Origin of the sequence: Paenibacillus algorifonticola, assembly GCF_050481745.1 — a bacterium.
Taxonomy (GTDB): domain Bacteria; phylum Bacillota; class Bacilli; order Paenibacillales; family Paenibacillaceae; genus Pristimantibacillus; species Pristimantibacillus algorifonticola_A.
The window spans coordinates 91,843-111,455 of sequence record NZ_JBCNGR010000013.1 but is presented as its reverse complement, the minus strand read 5'-3'; the positions used below and the strand labels follow the sequence as shown (position 1 = coordinate 111,455).

The window sequence follows — 19,613 nt, the reverse complement described above, 5'->3', positions numbered from 1 at the left end:
TATGGCATATACGCAAAGGTACGGAATCAGCCGCCCGGGAGGGCGGCTAATTTTTGTTAAACAGCAGATTGCGATTGAACAATACCCAGACGACAGCAACGACGACACCAAACGTTAGCATAACGGAAAGCCAGTGATCAGTAAGCCATACAATCCATGCAGGCATATAAGCTTCACTCCTTTTTTGGCGGCCTCGAAAGCTGCCTAATTGATTAATAACTTGCTGCTTTTCATTAATATGTCCGAAGCGCTGTTAGACCATCAGAAAAAGCTTTGCCTAATTGTGGTACAATATAGGGGATGGTCATTTCATACTGGGAGGGATTATAATGTCTTTCACTGTTCAGATTGGTCAGCAAGCACCAGATTTTACGCTTCCGGCGACGGATGGCAAAAGCTATTCGCTGCATAATTTTGCCGATGCGGACACGCTGGTCATATTTTTTACCTGTAATCATTGTCCTTATGTCGTTGGATCGGACGAGCTTACGCGCAAGACGGCCATCAAGTTCAAGGAAAAGGGTGTTGCTTTCGTCGGCATTAATGCGAACAGCATTGCTACGAAGCCGCATGATTCCTTTGAGCATATGGTGGAGCGAATGAAAGAGCTGGAGTTTCCTTGGACGTATTTGCGCGATGATACGCAAGAGGTTGCCAAAGCTTATGGGGCGCTGCGTACGCCGCATTTTTATGTTTTTGATAAAGAGCGCAAGCTGGTTTATACGGGCCGGGGAGTTGACCAGCCTAAGGATTCGAGCAAAGTGACGGTTTATGATTTGGAGCGTGCGCTTACCGAGCATACGCTGGGCAAGGAGGTGTCGGTGCCGTACACCAATCCGATTGGCTGCAACGTCAAATGGGATGGACAGGATGAGCACTGGATGCCGGTTGAAGCTTGCGATCTAGTATAAAATAACGGATTGACAGCAGCATCTGCGGGTGCTATTATGACTTTAACAAATTCAAAGTATTCAGGTAGGAATTAACATAATTAAGACGCTGTATGGAAACGGCAGGAGGTTTTGGACATGGAGAAGCACCTGGTATTGCGCCATGAAGGCTTGGAGCTGGCAGCTACGCTGCATTATCCGACGGATGAGAAGAAGAACGACGACTGCAAACGGCAGGCGATCATTATTTGCCATGGCTTTGTTGGCAGCCGCATCGGTGTGGACCGCTTATTCGTAAAAGCAGCCCGAGCCCTTGCTGCCCAAGGCTCGTATGTGCTGCGCTTCGATTATGGCGGCTGCGGCGAGAGCAATGGCGATTACGGCTCGCTTGGCTTCGACAGCATGGTCAATCAGACGCGCACAGCGCTTGACTACATCACGAGCATGGAATGCGTCGACCCGCGCCGGATTGTATTGCTTGGACATAGCCTGGGCGGAGCCGTCTCTATTATGACAGCCGTTAAGGATAAACGGGTCAAGCGCCTCCTTCTATGGTCGCCAGTTGCTTATCCCTTCAATGATATTGTCCGAATTGTCGGCAGAAAGGGCTATGATGAAGCGGTACAATCCGGCTCCGTTGATTATTCCGGTTTTACGCTGAAGCCCGTCTTCTTCGACTCTCTGCTTGAGCATCAGCCGTTTCAGGCAGCAACACGCTTCTCCGGCGACGTTCTGCTCGTCCATGGCACGAGCGATGAACTCATTCCCGTCGATTACAGCTTCCTCTATCAGAAGGTGTTCTGGACCCGCAGCGAGGGGCTGTGCGACAAGGAAATTATTTTTCAAGCGTCGCATACGTATTCCAACCGCCAGCATCAGGAGGAAGCAATTCGCATCAGCTCGGAATGGCTGGAGGGGCTGGATAAGAAGCAGCAGGAATGGCATCACTGGAGCATTTAAATTGGGAAAAAAGGTAGTGCCGCTTACGGCGGCATCCGGCTTTATGGCAGGACCTGTCACGTGGGACTCACGCGTGAGCAGGTCCTGTTTTTGCTTAATTTGTTACTCCTTCTATCATCCTGTGGTATAGTAGAAAGGTAGAAAAGGCAGCTAAGCTGCTTTTGCGAGCTTTTTGCTGCGTAAATTGTCATGTTATCTATCACGCTAGAGGATAGATTTGAAATTATAAAAATATACGCATTTATAAGTTTCAACTTATAAATGCGTATATTTCTCGGATTGAAACGCGCTGCGCCTCAAAAGGATGGCCACAGCCGTTTCACCTTGGATCATTCGGATAAAGGCGGGTATCATTTATGAAATTGGGAAAAAGAATCGGTTTAACGTCCAGCATTCTGCTGCTGCTTGTACTGCTTGCAGCTTGCGGGGGAGGCAGTAAAGGGGAAGCGGTTCCATCCACTTCGCCCGAGCCAAGCGCTTTGCCAAGCCCTAGCGTCTCACCGGGATCACTGCCGTATCAAGCGCCATTAACGGGAGTTGGTCGGCAGACAGAAGCATTGGAGCGGCCAATTGCTGTCATGATCAACAACTTGAAGCCAGCTCGTCCGCAATCGGGCTTGTCGAATGCCGATGTGGTGTGGGAGGTGCTGGCGGAAGGCGGCATTACGAGGCTCGTTGCGCTGTTCCAAAGCACGGATGCGATAACCGATTCCATTGGTCCGATTCGCAGCATCCGCCCTTATTTGATTAATATTGGCGAAAGCTACGGAGCTGTACTTGCCCATGCAGGCGGCAGCAATGACGCTTATGCGATTTTGCAGCAGCAGAAGAAGCCGTATTTGGATGAAATTTCGAACGCGGGAGCGTATTTCTGGCGCAGCAAGGAGCGCAAGGCGCCGCATAATTTGTATTCGGATTTAGAGAAGCTGCGTTCCGGAGCGGAGAAGAAAAATTACAAGCAGGATACAGCAGTGCCTGCCTACGTGTTTGCGGAGAACGGCGCAGCGGAGGCAACGACTCCTGCGACGGCGGTTACGATTCATTTTACGCTGAAGGATTATAAGGTTTCTTATGCCTATGATGAGGCGAGCAAGCTATATAAGCGTTCCATCAACGATGAAGCGCATATTGACCTCAACAATAATGAGCAGCTTGCGGCTTCGAATCTGGTCGTACTGGCTGCAAGCCATAAGACGCTGGACAATGAAGGACGGCTCGCGGTCGATCTGCAGGCGGGCGGAGATGCGATGCTGTTCCAGCAGGGGCGGATGACGGAGGCATCGTGGGTACGGGCGCCGGACAATATGATCCGGATCGTGAAGGATGGCAAGGAGCTTGCTCTTGTGCCGGGCAAAACCTTTTTCCACATTGTCCCGAATACGAAATCGATTGCTGATCATGTGATGTATGGGTAAAAAAAGCACGGTTTGGAAACACTTCTAGCAGGTGAAGAGTGCTTCTGTGCCCGTGGCAATATAAGCTTAGGCGCTGTCTCTTTACGAGGCGGCGCCTTTGTTTTGGAAGCGGATGAAATGAACGTAATGACTGCATAGACTGAAAAAAAGAAATTTTTTTCATGAACGTTAATATTCCGTTAACAATTTTAAAGTAAACTGTGTTAAGATATTCTGGGCTTATCCACCAAAGGTCACCAATGATCGACAAAATGCCCAAACAAAACATCCAGCCGGTAAAGGGGATTACGATGTTCAAGAAAAAAGATATTTTCTTTAAAACGTTTGAAGAAATGGCCGATGCACTCGTTGTCGCTGTTGAATATTTCTCAAACGGATTGTCGGATTTGTCCGATGTCTCTGCTTTCGCCAAGACGATGAAGGAATACGAAAGCCAGTGCGACAAGTATGTGCACACGATTTTGAAGGAATTGAACAAAACGTTCATCACTCCGATTGAACGAGAAGATATTATGGCGCTGACGACTTCGCTTGACGATGTGCTGGATGGAATCGAGGCTTGCGCTTCGCGTTTCGAAATGTACAACATCAAGGAGAAGGATGAGTACATTCAGCTGTTTGGCGACATTTTGCTGCGCTGCGCGCATCAGATCAAGAAAGCCATTTATTTGCTGACACAGAAGAAGCTGCTGGCTATTCGTGAGCCGAACATTGCGCTCAACGAGCTGGAAAATCAAGCCGATGATCTGCTTCGCGTATGTATTACAAGCTTGTTCGCGAACGTAAGCGATCCGATTGAGCTGATGAAACGCAAGGAAATTTATGAAATGCTGGAGCAAACGACCGACTATTGCGAGGATGTTGCCAATACGCTGGAATCGATTATTATGCGCAATAGCTAACGCGGAAAGTGGGAGTCAACTCTAATGGATTCATATATTTTATGGACGGTTGTCATTCTGGCACTCGGTTTTGATTTTATTAACGGCTTCCATGATACCGCGAATGCGATTGCGACGTCGGTATCGACCCGTGCGCTTAAGCCGCGTGTAGCGATTATGATGGCTGCGGCTATGAACTTCCTCGGCGCAATTATGTTTACCGGGGTAGCCAAAACAATCGGAAGCGGCGTTGCAAATCCGGCTGAATTGCCGAATGGTGTCGAAGTGGTTATCGCTGCGCTCATATCGGCTATTATCTGGAACCTGATTACGTGGTGGTTCGGTATTCCGTCCTCCTCATCCCATGCGCTTATCGGGTCGCTTGCTGGTGCGGTTATTGCCAGCTCCGGCATGGAGAAGCTGAATGCATCAGGCTTTATTGATATCGTTAAGGCGCTTATTTTTTCGCCGCTCATTGCTTTTTCATTAGGTTTCATCATTATGTGGCTGCTTAAGCGGATTTTCGCCAAATCGAGCCCGCATCAGGTGAACAAAGGCTTCCGTTTCAGCCAAATCGTAACGGCGGCCTTCCAATCGTTCTCGCATGGTACGAATGATGCGCAGAAGGCGATGGGAATTATCACGTTCGCGCTCGTTGCTGCGGGTGTTCAAGATAATTTGGATGTTCCGCTGTGGGTTAAATTGTCTGCTGCTCTGGCGATGGCGCTTGGTACATCCGTCGGCGGCTACAAAATCATTAAGACGATGGGTACGAAGATTTTCAAAATCGAACCGATCAATGGCTTTGCCGCAGATATTGGCTCAGCTGCCGTTATTTTGACAGCAACGGTGCTGCATTTGCCGGTAAGTACGACGCATGTCATTACATCTTCGATTCTCGGCGTAGGCAGCGCCAAGCGCTTTGCCAGCGTACGCTGGTCGATGGCGGGCCGCATTTTGGTCGCGTGGGTCATTACGATTCCGATCACGGTCCTGATGGCTATGGCTGTCTACTGGGCAATGGATTTGCTGTTCATTTAAGCTTGCATATCGTTTGGAAGCCCGGTCCGTTGTGGATGCGGGCTTTTTTATTGGGCGGGGAATGGCGGGTGGTGAAAAAGAGATCTACTGCCAGCAGCGCTTGCTGCTGGTAGTAGGGGCGCGCCATGCGGGGTTGTTAGCTTCGCATGGCGGAGGAGTCAGGCTGGTTAGCGTGGCTGTTCTCCGCTGCCTCGGGCTTAGCGCCGACGTTTTCTTCTGCGTCTGCGGTTAGCGGGTCCTGTGGCGGAGCCGCTGCCGGACTTGCGGCGCCTGCGTTTAGGGATGAACTCTTCTATTTCATCGGTGGCGTCGTCCGCGGCCCCTTTTTTCCCAAAGGAGCCCATGATGACCTTCACGAGTGGAGCCATCTGGGATACGCTGCTCATCACCTTCTGAACCTTCGTCACGGTGGACAAAATGCCATCAATGCCGCCTATACGGTCGACGAAGCCTTTGATCTCTCCCAAATTAGCGAGCGAGAATCCGCCGCCTTTGGCAGGGGCTACGGATTCGGCAAGCTCGGCTGCGGTAGCTGGGACGACGGTCTGGGACTCCGGCTGTAAGGCTTGAACCGATTGAAACGGAGGCTGGAACTCTGGGATCGCATTTTCATTCAGTAAGCCGGATACGTTGGCCTTATGGTTAACGGCGGGGCTGAGCTGGCTCTGCCCCTGGCGGCTGCTGCGATGCTGGAACTGCTGCGGCTGCTGAGCATGCGGGTAGCGGGGATATTGGGGGTAGCCGCCGGGATTATTGCGATAGTTCACGCTGATCACCCTTTTAAATTTTATAGTGAAGCGGAGTACACTTGGTATTAGTCTATGGCATAGGCAAACGTAAGGATTGGACGAATGTCACGGGTCTTGCAGAAAAATAACGGCAGATGCCCCACGTTTGCTCTTCTGTTCTGTAAAGCGTGAATACGGTAATGCTTGAAAAAAACGGGTAAAAAAGCTACAATGTGAGCATTGGAAGTCCGGTTTGAAGACTAGAGGAGTGAAGAATATGCAGCTCAAAAAGCTGAACGATAAAGCAGTAGATCAATTGTTTGAGGCCATTTTAACTTTAAAATCCGTTGAGGAATGTTATGTGTTTTTTGATGATTTGTGTACGGTTAATGAAATTCAGTCGCTGTCGCAGCGTTTGGAAGTAGCGCGGATGCTCGGCAAGGGCAGCACATACAATCAGATTGAAGCGGAGACAGGGGCGAGCACGGCTACGATCTCGCGGGTGAAGCGCTGTTTGAATTATGGCAACGACGGGTATAAAATGGCTTTAGAACGTTTAGGACGGTAGGTGCGTGAAAGCCATGAAAAAACCCGGCATTCTCGTTATAAGCCACGGCTCGCGCGATGCGCAGTGGGTGCAGCTTGTAGATGAAGCAGTAAAGCGGGCAACAGAGACGATGCAGCGGGCCGAGGTGCCCGTGTATTCGTCTTTTCTTGAAATTATAGAAGGACGGCTCATTCAGGACGGCATTGATGAGCTGGAGGCGCAGGGCGTAACGGAGCTGTATGTGCTGCCGTTGTTTATTTCATCAGGCAGTACGCATATCGATGAGATTGGACAGGCTTTTGGCTTTGCGCCGATCTCGGATTTTGAGGGCGATCTGGGCATTTTTCGGGTGAACGCGAACGTTCATATGGGCTTGCCGATTAATGATGATCCAGAAATTGCCGAGCTGCTGCTGGAAAATTTGAAGCCGCTTAGCTCAGACCCGAGCCGCGAAGCGCTGCTATTAATTGGCCACGGCAGCAAGGAGCCCGTGTTCCATGAGCGCTGGAAGCAAGGGCTGGATGCGCTAGCTGGACGTATACGGGAGCTGGGCGGTTTCGCGCGCGCGGAAACGGCTATGCTGCTGCCTGATCAGGCAGCGGAGCACTTGAGAGGCATGCAGGTGGAACGGCCGGAGGAAGCGGTTATCGTCGTGCCGCTATTTTTGAGCAATGGCTATTTCACGAATGAGGTCATTCCGGAGCGCTTGTCAGGACTCGCTTATCGCTATAACGGCAGGCCGATGCTGCCTGACCCGGCGATTGAGCGCTGGCTGGTGCGGAATATGGTAGAATGGCTGGCGGGGCTTGAACGAAGCGCTGGATAATGAAGTGAGCTCTTAAGTTCGGTGAATTTGAGTACGGTCAGCGGAGTCGAAGGGATTTGCATGGAACGACAGAGTGATGAGGTTTTACGAAATATCAAATGTAAATGAATGAAACGAACACGCGGGTAGGCGGGTAATCGTATAATAGTGTAACGTGGATAGTTGAAGGTAGAAAGCAAGACACGAATGAAGCATGCGCGAAGGCGATAGGTAGGCCTGCCGACACATGAGAAATTGCAAATGGCTTGGAGGTCACGCTGATGTCAGCATATAAAAGAGCAAGATTGATCTATAATCCTTCTTCCGGCCGGGAAGAAATGAAGCGCAGGCTTCCAGATATTTTGCAGCGGCTGGAGCGTGGCGGCATTGAGACGAGCTGCCACGCGACGATAGGCGAAGGCGATGCGACGCTTGCGGCTGCCGAGGCCGCGGAGCGCGGCTATGATCTGATTATTGCGGCGGGCGGCGACGGGACGCTGTATGAGGTTATTAATGGGCTGGCGGAAAAGCCAAATTTGCCGCCGCTTGGCATTTTGCCGCTCGGGACGACGAATGATTTCGCTAGGGCGCTAGGCATTCCGAAGCATTGGGAATATGCGGTCGATCTGATCATTCAGCAGTATACGCGCCCGATTGATGTCGGCAAGGCGAATGAGCGTTATTTTATCAACATTGCCGGTGGCGGCTCGATGACGGAGCTGACGTATGATGTGCCGAGCAAGCTCAAGACGATGATTGGGCAGCTGGCGTATTATATGAAGGGCATGGAGAAGATGACGCGCCTCAGTCCGACGGAGTTGAAAATCCAGGCCGCAGGCGTTGGCGATTTTCACGAGGAATTTATGCTTTTTCTCATCTGCAACAGCAATTCGGTTGGCGGGTTTGAGAAGCTGGCTCCGGACTCGAAGCTCGACGATGGATTGTTTGACGTCATTTTGCTGCGAAAATGCAATTTGCCGGAGTTTATCCGCCTCGTGTCGCTCGCGCTGCGCGGGGAGCATATGAATGATCCGCATATTATCCATTTCCGCACGAATGAGATGAAGGTCACGACGCCAGACTACGTGCAGATCAATCTCGATGGCGAGTACGGTGGCAAGCTGCCGTTTACGTTCTCGGTGCTGCCCTCGCATTTGCGAATTTTTGCCGATGAGATGGGCGAGTCGACCTATCGGTAGTATAATGGATTTATGTGAGCGGAAGAGTTAAGGCTGAGAGCTAGGAGCTAGAGCTAAGAGCTAAGAGCCAGGAGCCGCAGCTATGGCTGCGAGTGAAGATTAGGAATGAAAAGTGAGCAATGAAGGATTGTTTTCCGCAGGGCAGGACGGGTGCTGTTGGTGATGCAGGCGATGTGCTGGTTGCGGTGGAATAGGTAGGGAACAATAAGAAGTGCGGATGATTCGAGCATGTAGGCGGGTCATTTTGTGAAAAAGCATAAGAGCAAAAAGTTGGCCGCCTAGCGGCCTCCTTGCGTTAATGGCGATATAGAGCGGAGCGGGTAGAGTAATGAACAGAAGGAATAACAGAGGCGGCAGTGGTCGTGGGCGCAGCAATTCCCAATCGAAGCCGCCGGAAAATGTGCCGGTAAGCAAAAATGAAGAGGTTGTCCTCGATATTATCGGACTGACGCATGACGGGGAAGGGGTAGGCCGCGCTGAGGGCTATACCCTTTTTGTGCAGGGAGCGCTCCCTGGTGAGCGCGTGCGAGCGAAGGTCATGAAGACGAAGAAGCAGTATGGCTATGCGCGCTTGCAGGAGTTGCTTGTTGCGAGCGACGACCGCGTTGAGCCGCCATGCGATATTTATAAGCAATGCGGCGGCTGTCAGCTCCAGCATATGGAGTACGACGCCCAGCTGAGCTGGAAACGTCAGCATGTGGTGGACAATCTGGTGCGGATCGGGAAGCTGAGTGTAGCTGGGGAAGCGGAGAAGTCACAGGTTCAGGTAGGCGGTATTGTAGAAAATAAAGCGGCGGAAGCTGCTGTTATTGTGCATCCGACTATTGGGATGGACGAGCCTTGGCGCTATCGGAATAAGGCGCAGGTGCCGATTGGTATGATGACGGGTGGTCATGCTAATGTCGGTGATGGTGCGGAGAGTAAGCTAATTGCTGGATTTTATGCGCGTGGTAGCCACAGAATCATCGATATGGATGATTGCCTGATTCAACATGACCACAATGATGAGATCGTGCGTGCAGTGAAGGCGATTGGCCGTGAGCTCAGCGTAACTGGCTACGATGAAGAGAGCGGACGCGGTGTGCTTCGCCATGTGATGGCGCGTACGGGCTTTGTAACGGGCGAAATGATGGTTGTGCTTGTGACGAACGGTCGCAAGCTGCCGCAGGCTGAGCGCTGGGTGGAGCGCATCCGCGAGGAGCTGCCAGGTGTGACGAGCATCGTTCAAAATGTGAATGAACGGAACACGAATGTGATTTTTGGCGATGAGACGAAGGTGCTTTGGGGCAGCGACGTTATTTATGATGAGCTCGACGGCATTCGCTTCGCGATATCGGCGAGATCGTTTTATCAAGTAAACCCGCTGCAAACGGTGGCCTTGTACCGCAAAGCGGTGGAGTATGCGGCACTGACTGGGACGGAGTCGGTCATTGACGCTTATTGCGGGATCGGAACGATATCGCTGTTTCTAGCACGGCAGGCTGGGCGCGTTTACGGCGTCGAGATCGTGCCGGAGGCGATTGAGGATGCGAAGCGTAATGCGAAGCTGAATGGTATTGGGAATGCGACGTTCGAGGCAGGCCCTGCCGAGGTTGTCATTCCGCGCTGGCGCGAGGAGGGCGGCATTGTGCCCGACGTCATCGTCGTCGATCCGCCGCGCAAAGGCTGCGATCCTGAGCTGCTGGAGACGATTATGGCGATGCAGCCAGAGAGAGTCGTGTATGTGAGCTGTAATCCGTCGACATTGGCGCGGGATTTGCGGGTGTTGGAGGATGGCGGGTATCGGACGGTGGAAGTGCAGCCGGTGGATATGTTTCCGTGGACTACGCATGTGGAGTCGGTGGCTTTGTTGGTGCAAGAGGTCGTGGAAATAGGATAAGACTCGTATTACAGTGGATAAGAATAATGTCGAAAAAGACAGATTTTTAATAGTGATTTGTTTAGAAGATAAAACACGAATGTTATAAGATCTTGTGTTTGCTATTTGATTTAATAGAATGTTATGAACTGCATTTTAAATGTTAAGTGAAAATAAAAGCACAAATCTAAATGAATTGTGCTTTTATTTTTTTATGAAGATTAAGCCATAATATAAGTTTTAGCGGGGGAAATCATGCCATTGTTCCATAGTGCCAGTACAACGTCCATTTGGAAATTATGTGACTTTTGATTTCCTAGCATAATAATCCTCCACAACTGAAGCGATTTGTATGAAGCGTAATCTTCATTTTCTGTGAGCAGTTGAACAGCTTCAATCGCATGATCTTTGTTAATTGTATTTTTGAGAGGCTGTTTGATATGTATCTGATGAACACCTTTTATTAAGCCTGCTTCGCAAATCCCCAAAAAAGCACTTCTGGGACATGCCTTGGTTTTAATTGTGAAAAATTCTGTGGTCGCTTTTTTCCAGGCATCTTCCGTATAAGGAACTTCACCGGATTGAATGAGTTCTACTGCTCGAATAGCAGATTTTCCATAATTATTCAAAAAATAACCTCCATCTTCAACTAATCTATAAAAGTTTAATCTCTCATTTAATTATTCGACTTAAAGTAAAAAGTACCTCCCTTAATAAATATTTCTTAGCAAACTGAGTCGAAATTTGTAGTATGATTTAGTTTGGCGAGGGTAGCTCGGAACCAAAAGTGGTGTTATAATTGGTGATGGATCAAATTGAAGAGGTGATGTAAAATTAAATATTTAACCATCGTAGCTTATTTACTGGCTATCGTTTCATCAAATGTTGTAACAGCAGGAGTGGCGCCGTTTTTTATTGGACCCTTTATTATCCCGGCAGGGACTTTTATAATAGGGGCAACATTTATATTCCGTGATTTTGTGCAAAATTTTGTTGGTCGGCGGAATACCTATTTACTTATTCTATTAGCCATGGTTTTATCAGCATTAACATCATATTTACTAGGGGACACACTTTGGATTGTGTTTGCCTCAATTATTACGTTTGCAGTATCTGAGACCACTGATACCGAAATCTATTCGCGCCTTAAATTACCTTTTCATATGAGGGTAGCATACAGTGGGATTGTTGGAGGAATACTAGACAGTATTATCTTTGTTGTTGTGGGTCTATCCCCATTGGGAGCGAATATTCTTCCATGGAATGCTGTATTTCTGGCGATTGTTGGCCAAATCATTGTTAAGACATTGGTTCAAATATTTGCTGCAATCATTGTTAAAAAAGTTTTTTTCAAACATGCAAAAGCTGTTTAGAAATAGGGCGGGAACGCCCTATTTTATATTGTGTTAATAAGGGATGGGATGTTTGTGTCAAAACGTATTCTTGTTGTCACTTCTTGTACTGGAGAGAAGTTACATAAACCAATAAATCAACTTGTATTTGATGATTTCAAGAATAAAAAAATATTAAAACAAAGAGAAGCAGAATTGTTGGAATTCAGAGAACGTGCTGATGAAATGTATACAGGGAGTCAACACCTTGCGCTAATGAGTGGTATTAAAGAATACCGGAAACAAGGTGGGAAAATTGATCTTTGCATTATTTCAGCGGGTTATGGTCTTTTGAATGAAGATGCGCAAATTGTACCGTATGAAGTGACTTTTAATACAATGGACTCGCAGACTATAAAAAAGTGGGCGCGTCAACTTGAAGTCACACAAAATCTACAAAAAAAAATTGCTGATTATGATCTTGTATTCTTCTTACTTGGAGACAAATATTTGCAAGCGGTGGAGTGGCCATTAAAGTTGCAAAGTAATCAAAAAGCGATCTTTTTCGCAGGAGCATCTAGTCGTTCTCGAATTCTAAACTGGGACGATTATCATGTATTAACTATTGGAGAAAAAGAAGCTAAAACATTTAAATATGGTTTGATAGGAATCAAAGGTTATCTTTTTGCACACTTACTGAGGAATATTATTACAGATAACATTGAACAGAAGTGGAGAACAATAAAATATCATCCTGATCAGATTAGAGAGTTTATTTTGGATTCAATTGCTTCAACAAAACAACCTGAGTTATTTAGTGACGCATCTGAAAAAGAAGATTTATTACAGTTCTATAATGAAATGTTTCCTGTACCAGATGAGTTAGTAGCTATAAATTGCATTGAGGAACCCAGATTTTATCTTCCAGAGAATGATGATAGAGTCGATCCACACTATGATTTTATGGCTGATTTTTCAGAAAAAAACAGAAATCCATTAGAAAATGATGTGTACGCTCATCAGATTTTTGAAAGACCTCAGTTTGATGGACTGCTTGTTTCTAAAGTTAATATTGATAATGCTACTAAGCAAAAAAATCAGATGATAAAAGATATGGGGTTACATGATTTTTATCGACTACCTAGGGAATACCCGATTATGGGGGATTGTGGTGCCTTTAGTTATATTGATAAAGAAGTACCGCCGTATACGACCCAAGAGATTATGGATTACTACCACAACTTGGGTTTTGATTATGGGGTATCAATTGACCATCTAATAGTGGGTCCCTTCCAGAGAGACGAAAATATTAGAAATCAGCGTTATGAACTAACCCTTACTATGGCGGAAGAATTTATACGCATGTATAGGGAGGACAGAGAAACCAGGAATTATCAGTTCCATCCTATAGGTATAGTCCAAGGATGGGACCCGCCTTCTTTCCGAAGAGCAGTAGAGCATCTTATTGAATTAGGTTATGACTATATTGCCCTAGGTGGTTTAGCTAGAGAACAATCTGAGAAAATATATGAGATTCTAAAAGAAATATCTCCTATTATTCCAAGCCCTACGTTTCGGATGCACTTGTTCGGTGTTGCGCGAGATGTGAGAACAATGGAGTCTTTTCATAAATTAGGTGTAACATCATTTGACTCTTCTTCTCCGTTGAGAAGAGCGTGGTTAGGAACAGGGCATAATTATCACTCCTTGAGTGGTAAACATTACACAGCGATTAGAATCCCAGAAGCGAAAGAAACATCTGGAAGAGTGAAAAAAATGTTGCAGAATAGTGATGAAATTGAGTTTGCGGAGTATAGAAGGCTTGAACAGGAGGCATTAAGTGCTCTTAGGAATTTCAGTGCGGGAACAAGAGAACTAGAACCCACACTTGAAGCTATACTGGAGTATGATAAAATACTTGGGGAAAAGCGCGAAGTTCATGAGGATCTTTATAGAGAGGTTTTGTCTGAACGTCCATGGGAACAATGTGGTTGTAATATATGCAGGGAAATTGGAATTGATGTGATTGTATTTAGGGGTAATAATAGAAACAGACGGAGAGGGTTTCACAATACCCATGTCTACTACACTCAGATCCAGGAATTAAAAAAACGATGGGATAAATAGTGCGCAAACATGCCTTAGTGTGGTACACTAAGGCATATTTGCGTTGGGGGAAATTTCATGGTTTTTACTTTTGAAAACGTAAGCAATTTAACTAGAAAGAATGATGACGTTTATTTTACAGTACTGCCATTAGGGGTTATTAAAGACTGGGGTTTTCCTGTAATTCAGTCTGATGTAATTGGCGAAGAGGTCATTTTAGTAAATTATGATACTGTGTTAAGTTTAATAAACAATGAGTTACAAGTGACGAATCCCCGGTTTACTTATAAACTGCCCAGCGGCAGTATGAGCGATGAATACGTCGTTCTAATTGTATCTGAAACCCAACACTTTCCGAGTTACTGTATGCATCAGTTAATGTCTTATAAGCGTTTCGAACGGTTGATTGAAAAGGGGGAGAAAATAAGTAGCAACTCCACTAAATTAATGACTTTTAGATCGCTGTATGATATTTTTAAGGATTTTCAAAGGTATCGAGTTGAACGTAGTTTATGCCCTCGATTAGCTAAAGATTTGATTAAATATGTTGACTCTATAATGAGTGATTATCCTGAACTAGGGTATCTTCCTGTAGCACAGAGAAAACAGTTTCGAAAAAAATCCATTGCCGACTCAGCCATTGCTTGGTATTGCTATATTAGATATTTCATGGAGCAATGGACTGAGGATTCTCAGTTAACCAATCTGCCGCGGCCACTACTCTCAGAGGAATTCAATTATGAGAATTGGAAAGGTCAGTTTTTTGACAGAGACAATCCAGTTCTACTTGTTAATAAAGGAAATTTTAAATTTAATGATGCACAACGCGGTTTAATATATGAAATATGGAGACAATGGATAAAAGAAGCCTGATGGCTTCTTTTTTTTATTCAAAGAGTAGATGAGTGCTGGTGAGATGTGCTACAATAAAAATATCACGTATGATCACGTAATTTTTATTGTAGAAGGAGATGAGGATATGGAATTTTATATTGGTTGGTCACACAGTGATGCAGTATTTTGTGATTACTTTCCTCAATGTCCGGTTTTAATTAGTGCTATACCGGACAATAGAGGAGGAGTAAAAAGGTATAAAAATAAACCTAGCAAGCTAATACTAGACTGTGGATCAGTGTTTTATGTTAAACAAAAAATTAGGCCTCCACTAAAAGAAGTTTTTGATATTCAGCTCTCAATCTTAGAAGATTGCGAAAAAAAAACAAATGTTCAAATGGTTCATTTTGATGAACCACTGTTAAATAAGTCCTCTTTATCTGAACGTTTCATGGCTATAGAAAGAACGCTATTCAATGCTTATGAGTATTTCAATATTTTTCATAAATATAATCTTCCGAAATCTGTTCAAGCAATGGGAGTCATTCAAGGTTATGACCAAGCTAGTATTGAGTTTTCAGCTTATGAGTTGATCAAGATGGGGTATAAGAAATTTGGAATTGGATCGTTACTTTTTAGACATCAGACGCAGCAAATTGAAATGATCAGAAGGGCAGCAGATGTTGTAGGGCCTTCAAACCTGCATGTATTTGGAGTAACAGGAATTCCCCAACTTAGTGCAATGGTTGATATTGGCGTAAGTTCATTTGATTCAACACGACCAACAATGGCGGCAGCGTTCTTTCAAGTGTTCTATAGCAGACCATTTAGAACCTTTTTTCTCTCAGAATCGCGAGCTAAACCCACAAGTCCACGATTGGAAAATCCACTTAATTGTGAATGCCCTGTATGTGAAAATGACGCAAAGCAGATCTTAGTCCCATCTCCAAGAGAATATATGAAGTTAAGATCAATCCATAACTATTACCACTTACTTAGAACATTTAACGATATTTTAGAAAATAATAAGAGGAGGAGCGAGCATGTTGTTTCAAATGTGCTACGGACCGGAAATTGAAGTGATTTATGAAAATTTAAGAATTAATCCTGGACTGGATGTAGAGAAGTTAAAAACAAGATTTCAGCATGTTGATAGCGGGGACATCACATCGTTAATTGAATGTAGTTTGATCGTATTAGAGGATTTACAGTTTATATATAAAGACAAATCACAATATTTTGTACTACAGGACAAGCCATGGTGCAACAAAGAGGTTTTTTTAAAATTGAGGGAACTTTCAAATTCTGAAAATATACCTAGCGATTCACTTGATAAAGTATTTGCTTCCCTATTTGAACAGTTATTTGTAAAGCCGGATAAATTGTTTTTGAGTAATATTCACTACCAAATCAATAGCCAATTAAAGAAAACACTAGTTGGGCAAGAGAAAGTGAATGCGTGGAAGCGAATGATGGAATGCTGGGGATTGGGTAGACGTATTTACTCAGGCTTCTATGCACTTCCACAGCTTTCGTTAATGAAAAGTATCATTAAGAGGAATGAGACATGGGAGGGAGGATTGCATCCATTTTGTGAAAAGATAATTGATCCGGTTATACCATGCCTAACAACTGAAGGGAACATCTACAGAGGGGTTATCTTTTCTTTAATGGCATTACATCAAGAAGGAGAGTTGAAACTAAGTTACATGCAAGATTTACCTTATAAATCATATGGACCTAAAAACGAATTTAATTGGATAAAGGTAGAGAGGGGATGTGATTTAAATGATGCCTTGTCTCAACAAAAATTCGCTTAAACTTTTAGTAGGAACTGCAGACGAGCGTTACGACCAATCACCTGAGTATTTTAGAAAAACCCATTTCCCTCAAGTAATGCATAGATTTAATGACAGTCATCTGATCGCTGAGGTTACGGAAGGCGAATTGCTGGAAGAACTCAAAGAAGTTGATTCCGATGGCAACAGGGTTTATTTAGTATTTGGCTCGACGGGATCAGGGAAATCTGAACTGCTTCGTTGGATAAAAGATAAATGGTTAGTGGAAGTATCTGAACGACCGGTGATACGAATTTCACGGACAGAGTTAAACCCCCAGACACTAATCAAAAAATGTTTAGACGCATTAAATTTGTCTTTAGATGTTTGTATTGACGAAGATAAGTGGGGGCTATTACTCAAAAAGCCTATTACGCTTGTTAACCAAATGGTCTGGACGGCACTTGCCGAATCGCTAGAATCCGATGAGGAAATTGTTCCAGCAGCACTATTGTTGAGATCAATAATTGAGAAGAATATTGTAGAATTTACTTCTCAAGTTAAACGAGGAAGAATCAAAAAACCACTAGAAGTTCTACATCGTGAGCAATTCGAATCGTTACTTGTTAACACGACTGTTAATATCCCCCTGGAGTATGCAACATTTCGACAAACACTTTCTCGGAAACTGGACCATTTTCTGTTTGAAGGACGGGACATTGGAACCCTGTTTAAACAATTATCCCAGCAGATAAAAAGCAAGGGTATCCGTCCATTGCTTCTCATTGACGATCTTGTTCAATCGGTTAATATTTACGCAACCAATATATTGGATCAACTTATTACATTAGAAGAGGGGAATTGGGATGTAGTAATTGGTCTAACGCCTGGCGCGGTTCAGGATACAGAAAAAGGATTCAGTCTTACACAAAGAATCCAAAATCTTGACACCATAAATGACCGGGTAAAAAAGTTATGGCTATCTGACGAATCAGGGAAAGACTTTTTCAACCTAGATCGTGGACAAGTAATTCCTTATATGGCTAAGTACCTTACACAGTTGAAAGCAACACAAGGCTTTAAATGCTCTCCTGAGTGTCCGTACTACGACCAATGTTCAAGTATTACCACGGAATCAAGTGAGATTGAATCTAAATTAAATGATATTGAAGTTCAGTTGCTTCCATTTAATAGCCATATGTTAAGGAGAACGTATGATGCAATTCCAATGGGAAAAGGGAAATTACGTTACATGATTTTGAATAGTAAAGAAGTTATTCGCTTTTTTCTAAGAGGTAAGAAAGATATTAGTAGAATACTTCCTATAATAAGGAGGGAGATGTTCGCTGAGCATTCGGATGTTTTTATCAAAACTCTCGCAGAATGGTATGCCTCTGAAGAAGCGGAGAAGATTACAATTTCAGAACCTGTATTAAGGTACTTTGGATATAAGGATAATCAAATCACTGTGAAACTAAATAGTGTTGGAAGTAGCTTAAGAGATGAGCAGCAATTACTTGATGAGCCGAAAAAAGATAGTAATAATGGCTTCAATGAAAAGGCAGTGGTTAGAGATTGGGTAGAAGGAAGAGATGTAAATGAAGAATTATTATTGCCGGTTAGATCGGGGGTGGCTGCATTGGTGCATGATGCTGTAAAGGGAATTCATATGTCCCGCTCATTCACATCCAAAACTTCATCATCCATTCAGCGAAATGAAGTTGTGAATCGAACAAGGTATCCGATTACACTCCAGAATAACAAGGATGAGTCTACAATAAGCGTCAGCAGAGGATTTATTGCTATTCAAATTGCCAACTTTCAAACCATGAAGTATTCAGAAAAGGTAAGGATGTTTCAGAAAAATTCCAATGAATATGAAATTGCTAAATGGATACATCAAGCAGAGTCAATCCATGATGAATGGCTTAATTCTCTTGAACAGGCTCTTGGGTTGAATCTTCCTGTATTTGTGTACGGGATGAAATACTGGGTTCAAAATGCTCAAATATACAGCAAATCATCTTGGGCCTCAAATGTAATTGAATATTCTCCATTCCGAACAGAATTATTAGCTCTTCTTGAGGATTGTTATTCAGATTGGTACTTGTTACGTGATAACTTTTTTCAGCCGCCTAGTAAAGCGGTTTTGACGAATGAAGAATTTGATTATTGGTTTATGAATCTTGTGCCATCGAAAATCTTAGAACACTATCAAATTGGAGATACTACTCTACGGGTATTTCTATCCCAATTGAAAGAAAGTTACCATAAATACTTTAAACTACTTCAAGATAGCTTTAAGCAGTCACTCGAAAAAAGGATGAACATGATTCCTTTTTTACTTGGCTCCAATAATTTGAAATTGATAGAACTTGCTGAACAAATTAAAGCTTTTAGCGAGAAGAAGAGTATTACACAACAAGACTTTGTTGCTTACACTTTGCTGGAACAAGAATTGGATGATCAAGCACTCGCCGCTCAATATAAAAGTGCTACTATTTTATTTAGTGAGATGAGACAGTTGAGTAAACAATTTGACGAGATGATGCTTGAAGTTGAAAGTCTTCTCACTGAGAGTTGCGCGCAAACAAATTATGAACAAGAAGAAGCGAAAATCAATAAAAAGGACGAAGTAAACTGGTCTGAATTAGAGGCGGGTAAAGCTAACTTCATAATTATTATTCAGGAATTGGAAAGTTTGAAAAACTGCCTTGCTCTTACTCCACGAAATTTAGTGAAGTATCTGCTGGATCTTCAAATTAAGCTAGGGGATTTAGAGCATATAAAGAAACTCCTGATTAGATTGGAGAATGGTGTAAATCGTCTGAAAAAAAAGAAACACATTGGTGCTGAATTAAGTTCCTTAATTGCTGAATGGCAATCTATAGATTTCTATGAACTAAGAGATCGGATCGAAAGAAAACTTCAACATGAGCAGACCAAATTGCACCTTCTTCAAGTAATCAGAAATGATTTTGATTGTGAAGATGTTGAAAGTATCTATCACCTACTAGAAAAAATCAACGAAAGCCCACAAATTAGACCCTCCATAAAACGGCATATCCGATTACTTATCGAAAATGGATATAGTACACTTCCTCCAATACAATGGAAGCGTCTGCTGGATGAGATTAAAGAAAAATTCCCCAACTTGTTTGATGTTGTAGAGATTAGATTAGTTGTTGGAGACGATAAATAGTCAACTTTCGATATGGTAGCACATCTGTTATCATTAAA

Annotated in this window: 17 protein-coding genes; 15 read left to right on the top strand and 2 right to left on the bottom strand. The window is 44.3% G+C overall.

Annotation, left to right across the window (positions count from 1 at the left end):
* Positions 1-329: 329 nt before the first annotated feature.
* The 5 genes from ABEW34_RS14425 to ABEW34_RS14405 all read left to right on the top strand — a co-directional run bounded on the left by ABEW34_RS14425 (position 330) and on the right by ABEW34_RS14405 (position 5,187).
* Positions 330-911 carry a thioredoxin family protein gene (locus tag ABEW34_RS14425; RefSeq protein WP_430159884.1) on the top strand — a complete coding sequence of 194 codons (582 nt, stop codon included), beginning with the start codon at positions 330-332 and terminating at the stop codon, positions 909-911.
* A gap of 117 nt (positions 912-1,028) precedes the next feature.
* Positions 1,029-1,850: an alpha/beta hydrolase gene (locus ABEW34_RS14420; protein WP_430159882.1), complete on the top strand. Its 822-nt coding sequence runs from the start codon at positions 1,029-1,031 to the stop codon at positions 1,848-1,850.
* 356 nt (positions 1,851-2,206) lie between these two features.
* Entirely contained in the window at positions 2,207-3,265 is a 1,059-nt protein-coding gene (locus tag ABEW34_RS14415; RefSeq protein WP_430159880.1) for a DUF3048 domain-containing protein, read from the top strand.
* 290 nt (positions 3,266-3,555) lie between these two features.
* Entirely contained in the window at positions 3,556-4,167 is a 612-nt protein-coding gene (locus ABEW34_RS14410) for a DUF47 domain-containing protein (protein WP_056032854.1), read from the top strand.
* Positions 4,168-4,191: 24 nt separating this feature from the next.
* Positions 4,192-5,187, top strand: a complete 996-nt coding sequence (locus tag ABEW34_RS14405; RefSeq protein ID WP_430159878.1) for an inorganic phosphate transporter — start codon at positions 4,192-4,194, stop codon at positions 5,185-5,187.
* A 197-nt stretch (positions 5,188-5,384) separates the two neighbouring features.
* Here ABEW34_RS14405 and ABEW34_RS14400 read toward each other — a convergent pair whose 3' ends face one another.
* The gene (locus ABEW34_RS14400; RefSeq protein ID WP_430159876.1) at positions 5,385-5,954 is read right to left on the bottom strand and encodes a tyrosine protein kinase; all 570 of its coding nucleotides are present in this window, start codon (positions 5,952-5,954) and stop codon (positions 5,385-5,387) included.
* Positions 5,955-6,192: 238 nt separating this feature from the next.
* Here ABEW34_RS14400 and ABEW34_RS14395 point away from each other — a divergent pair, with 238 nt between their 5' ends.
* The 4 genes from ABEW34_RS14395 (at position 6,193) to rlmD (ending at position 10,345) form a co-directional block, all read left to right on the top strand.
* Entirely contained in the window at positions 6,193-6,483 is a 291-nt protein-coding gene (locus ABEW34_RS14395; protein WP_046231556.1) for a YerC/YecD family TrpR-related protein, read from the top strand.
* Between the two features lie 13 nt (positions 6,484-6,496).
* Positions 6,497-7,288, top strand: coding sequence for a sirohydrochlorin chelatase (locus ABEW34_RS14390; protein ID WP_430159938.1), 792 nt, complete (start codon positions 6,497-6,499; stop codon positions 7,286-7,288).
* A 260-nt stretch (positions 7,289-7,548) separates the two neighbouring features.
* A complete protein-coding gene (locus tag ABEW34_RS14385; RefSeq protein WP_099517062.1) occupies positions 7,549-8,466 on the top strand; it encodes a diacylglycerol kinase in 918 nt (305 codons plus the stop codon).
* A gap of 328 nt (positions 8,467-8,794) precedes the next feature.
* Positions 8,795-10,345, top strand: a complete 1,551-nt coding sequence (gene rlmD, locus ABEW34_RS14380) for a 23S rRNA (uracil(1939)-C(5))-methyltransferase RlmD (RefSeq protein WP_430159874.1) — start codon at positions 8,795-8,797, stop codon at positions 10,343-10,345.
* Between the two features lie 200 nt (positions 10,346-10,545).
* On the opposite strand, the gene ABEW34_RS14375 is transcribed toward rlmD, so the two are convergent.
* Positions 10,546-10,953, bottom strand: coding sequence for a DUF6979 family protein (locus tag ABEW34_RS14375; protein WP_430159872.1), 408 nt, complete (start codon positions 10,951-10,953; stop codon positions 10,546-10,548).
* Between the two features lie 270 nt (positions 10,954-11,223).
* On the opposite strand from ABEW34_RS14375, the gene ABEW34_RS14370 reads away from it, so the two are divergent.
* The 6 genes from ABEW34_RS14370 (at position 11,224) to ABEW34_RS14345 (ending at position 19,575) form a co-directional block, all read left to right on the top strand.
* A complete protein-coding gene (locus ABEW34_RS14370; RefSeq protein ID WP_430159870.1) occupies positions 11,224-11,697 on the top strand; it encodes a VUT family protein in 474 nt (157 codons plus the stop codon).
* 54 nt (positions 11,698-11,751) lie between these two features.
* Entirely contained in the window at positions 11,752-13,782 is a 2,031-nt protein-coding gene (dpdA, locus tag ABEW34_RS14365) for a tRNA-guanine transglycosylase DpdA (RefSeq protein WP_430159868.1), read from the top strand.
* 57 nt (positions 13,783-13,839) lie between these two features.
* Positions 13,840-14,634 carry a hypothetical protein gene (locus tag ABEW34_RS14360; protein ID WP_430159866.1) on the top strand — a complete coding sequence of 265 codons (795 nt, stop codon included), beginning with the start codon at positions 13,840-13,842 and terminating at the stop codon, positions 14,632-14,634.
* Between the two features lie 106 nt (positions 14,635-14,740).
* Complete coding sequence (locus ABEW34_RS14355) at positions 14,741-15,673, top strand: queuine tRNA-ribosyltransferase (RefSeq protein ID WP_430159865.1); 933 nt, start codon at positions 14,741-14,743, stop codon at positions 15,671-15,673.
* Positions 15,639-16,415 carry a hypothetical protein gene (locus tag ABEW34_RS14350; RefSeq protein WP_430159863.1) on the top strand — a complete coding sequence of 259 codons (777 nt, stop codon included), beginning with the start codon at positions 15,639-15,641 and terminating at the stop codon, positions 16,413-16,415. The genes ABEW34_RS14355 and ABEW34_RS14350 overlap by 35 nt, the downstream gene beginning before the upstream one ends.
* The gene (locus ABEW34_RS14345; protein ID WP_430159861.1) at positions 16,384-19,575 is read left to right on the top strand and encodes a hypothetical protein; all 3,192 of its coding nucleotides are present in this window, start codon (positions 16,384-16,386) and stop codon (positions 19,573-19,575) included. The genes ABEW34_RS14350 and ABEW34_RS14345 overlap by 32 nt, the downstream gene beginning before the upstream one ends.
* Positions 19,576-19,613: the final 38 nt, after the last annotated feature.

Bases quoted from the DNA above. Each gene is read 5' to 3' on its own strand.
- ABEW34_RS14345 (WP_430159861.1), top strand. From the start codon at position 16,384: ATGATGCCTTGTCTCAACAAAAATTCGCTTAAACTTTTAGTAGGAACT.
- ABEW34_RS14390 (WP_430159938.1), top strand. From the start codon at position 6,497: ATGAAAAAACCCGGCATTCTCGTTATAAGCCACGGCTCGCGCGATGCG.
- ABEW34_RS14385 (WP_099517062.1), top strand. From the start codon at position 7,549: ATGTCAGCATATAAAAGAGCAAGATTGATCTATAATCCTTCTTCCGGC.
- ABEW34_RS14405 (WP_430159878.1), top strand. From the start codon at position 4,192: ATGGATTCATATATTTTATGGACGGTTGTCATTCTGGCACTCGGTTTT.
- ABEW34_RS14395 (WP_046231556.1), top strand. From the start codon at position 6,193: ATGCAGCTCAAAAAGCTGAACGATAAAGCAGTAGATCAATTGTTTGAG.
- ABEW34_RS14355 (WP_430159865.1), top strand. From the start codon at position 14,741: ATGGAATTTTATATTGGTTGGTCACACAGTGATGCAGTATTTTGTGAT.
- ABEW34_RS14410 (WP_056032854.1), top strand. From the start codon at position 3,556: ATGTTCAAGAAAAAAGATATTTTCTTTAAAACGTTTGAAGAAATGGCC.
- ABEW34_RS14360 (WP_430159866.1), top strand. From the start codon at position 13,840: ATGGTTTTTACTTTTGAAAACGTAAGCAATTTAACTAGAAAGAATGAT.
- rlmD (WP_430159874.1), top strand. From the start codon at position 8,795: ATGAACAGAAGGAATAACAGAGGCGGCAGTGGTCGTGGGCGCAGCAAT.
- ABEW34_RS14425 (WP_430159884.1), top strand. From the start codon at position 330: ATGTCTTTCACTGTTCAGATTGGTCAGCAAGCACCAGATTTTACGCTT.
- ABEW34_RS14350 (WP_430159863.1), top strand. From the start codon at position 15,639: ATGTTGTTTCAAATGTGCTACGGACCGGAAATTGAAGTGATTTATGAA.
- ABEW34_RS14420 (WP_430159882.1), top strand. From the start codon at position 1,029: ATGGAGAAGCACCTGGTATTGCGCCATGAAGGCTTGGAGCTGGCAGCT.
- ABEW34_RS14415 (WP_430159880.1), top strand. From the start codon at position 2,207: ATGAAATTGGGAAAAAGAATCGGTTTAACGTCCAGCATTCTGCTGCTG.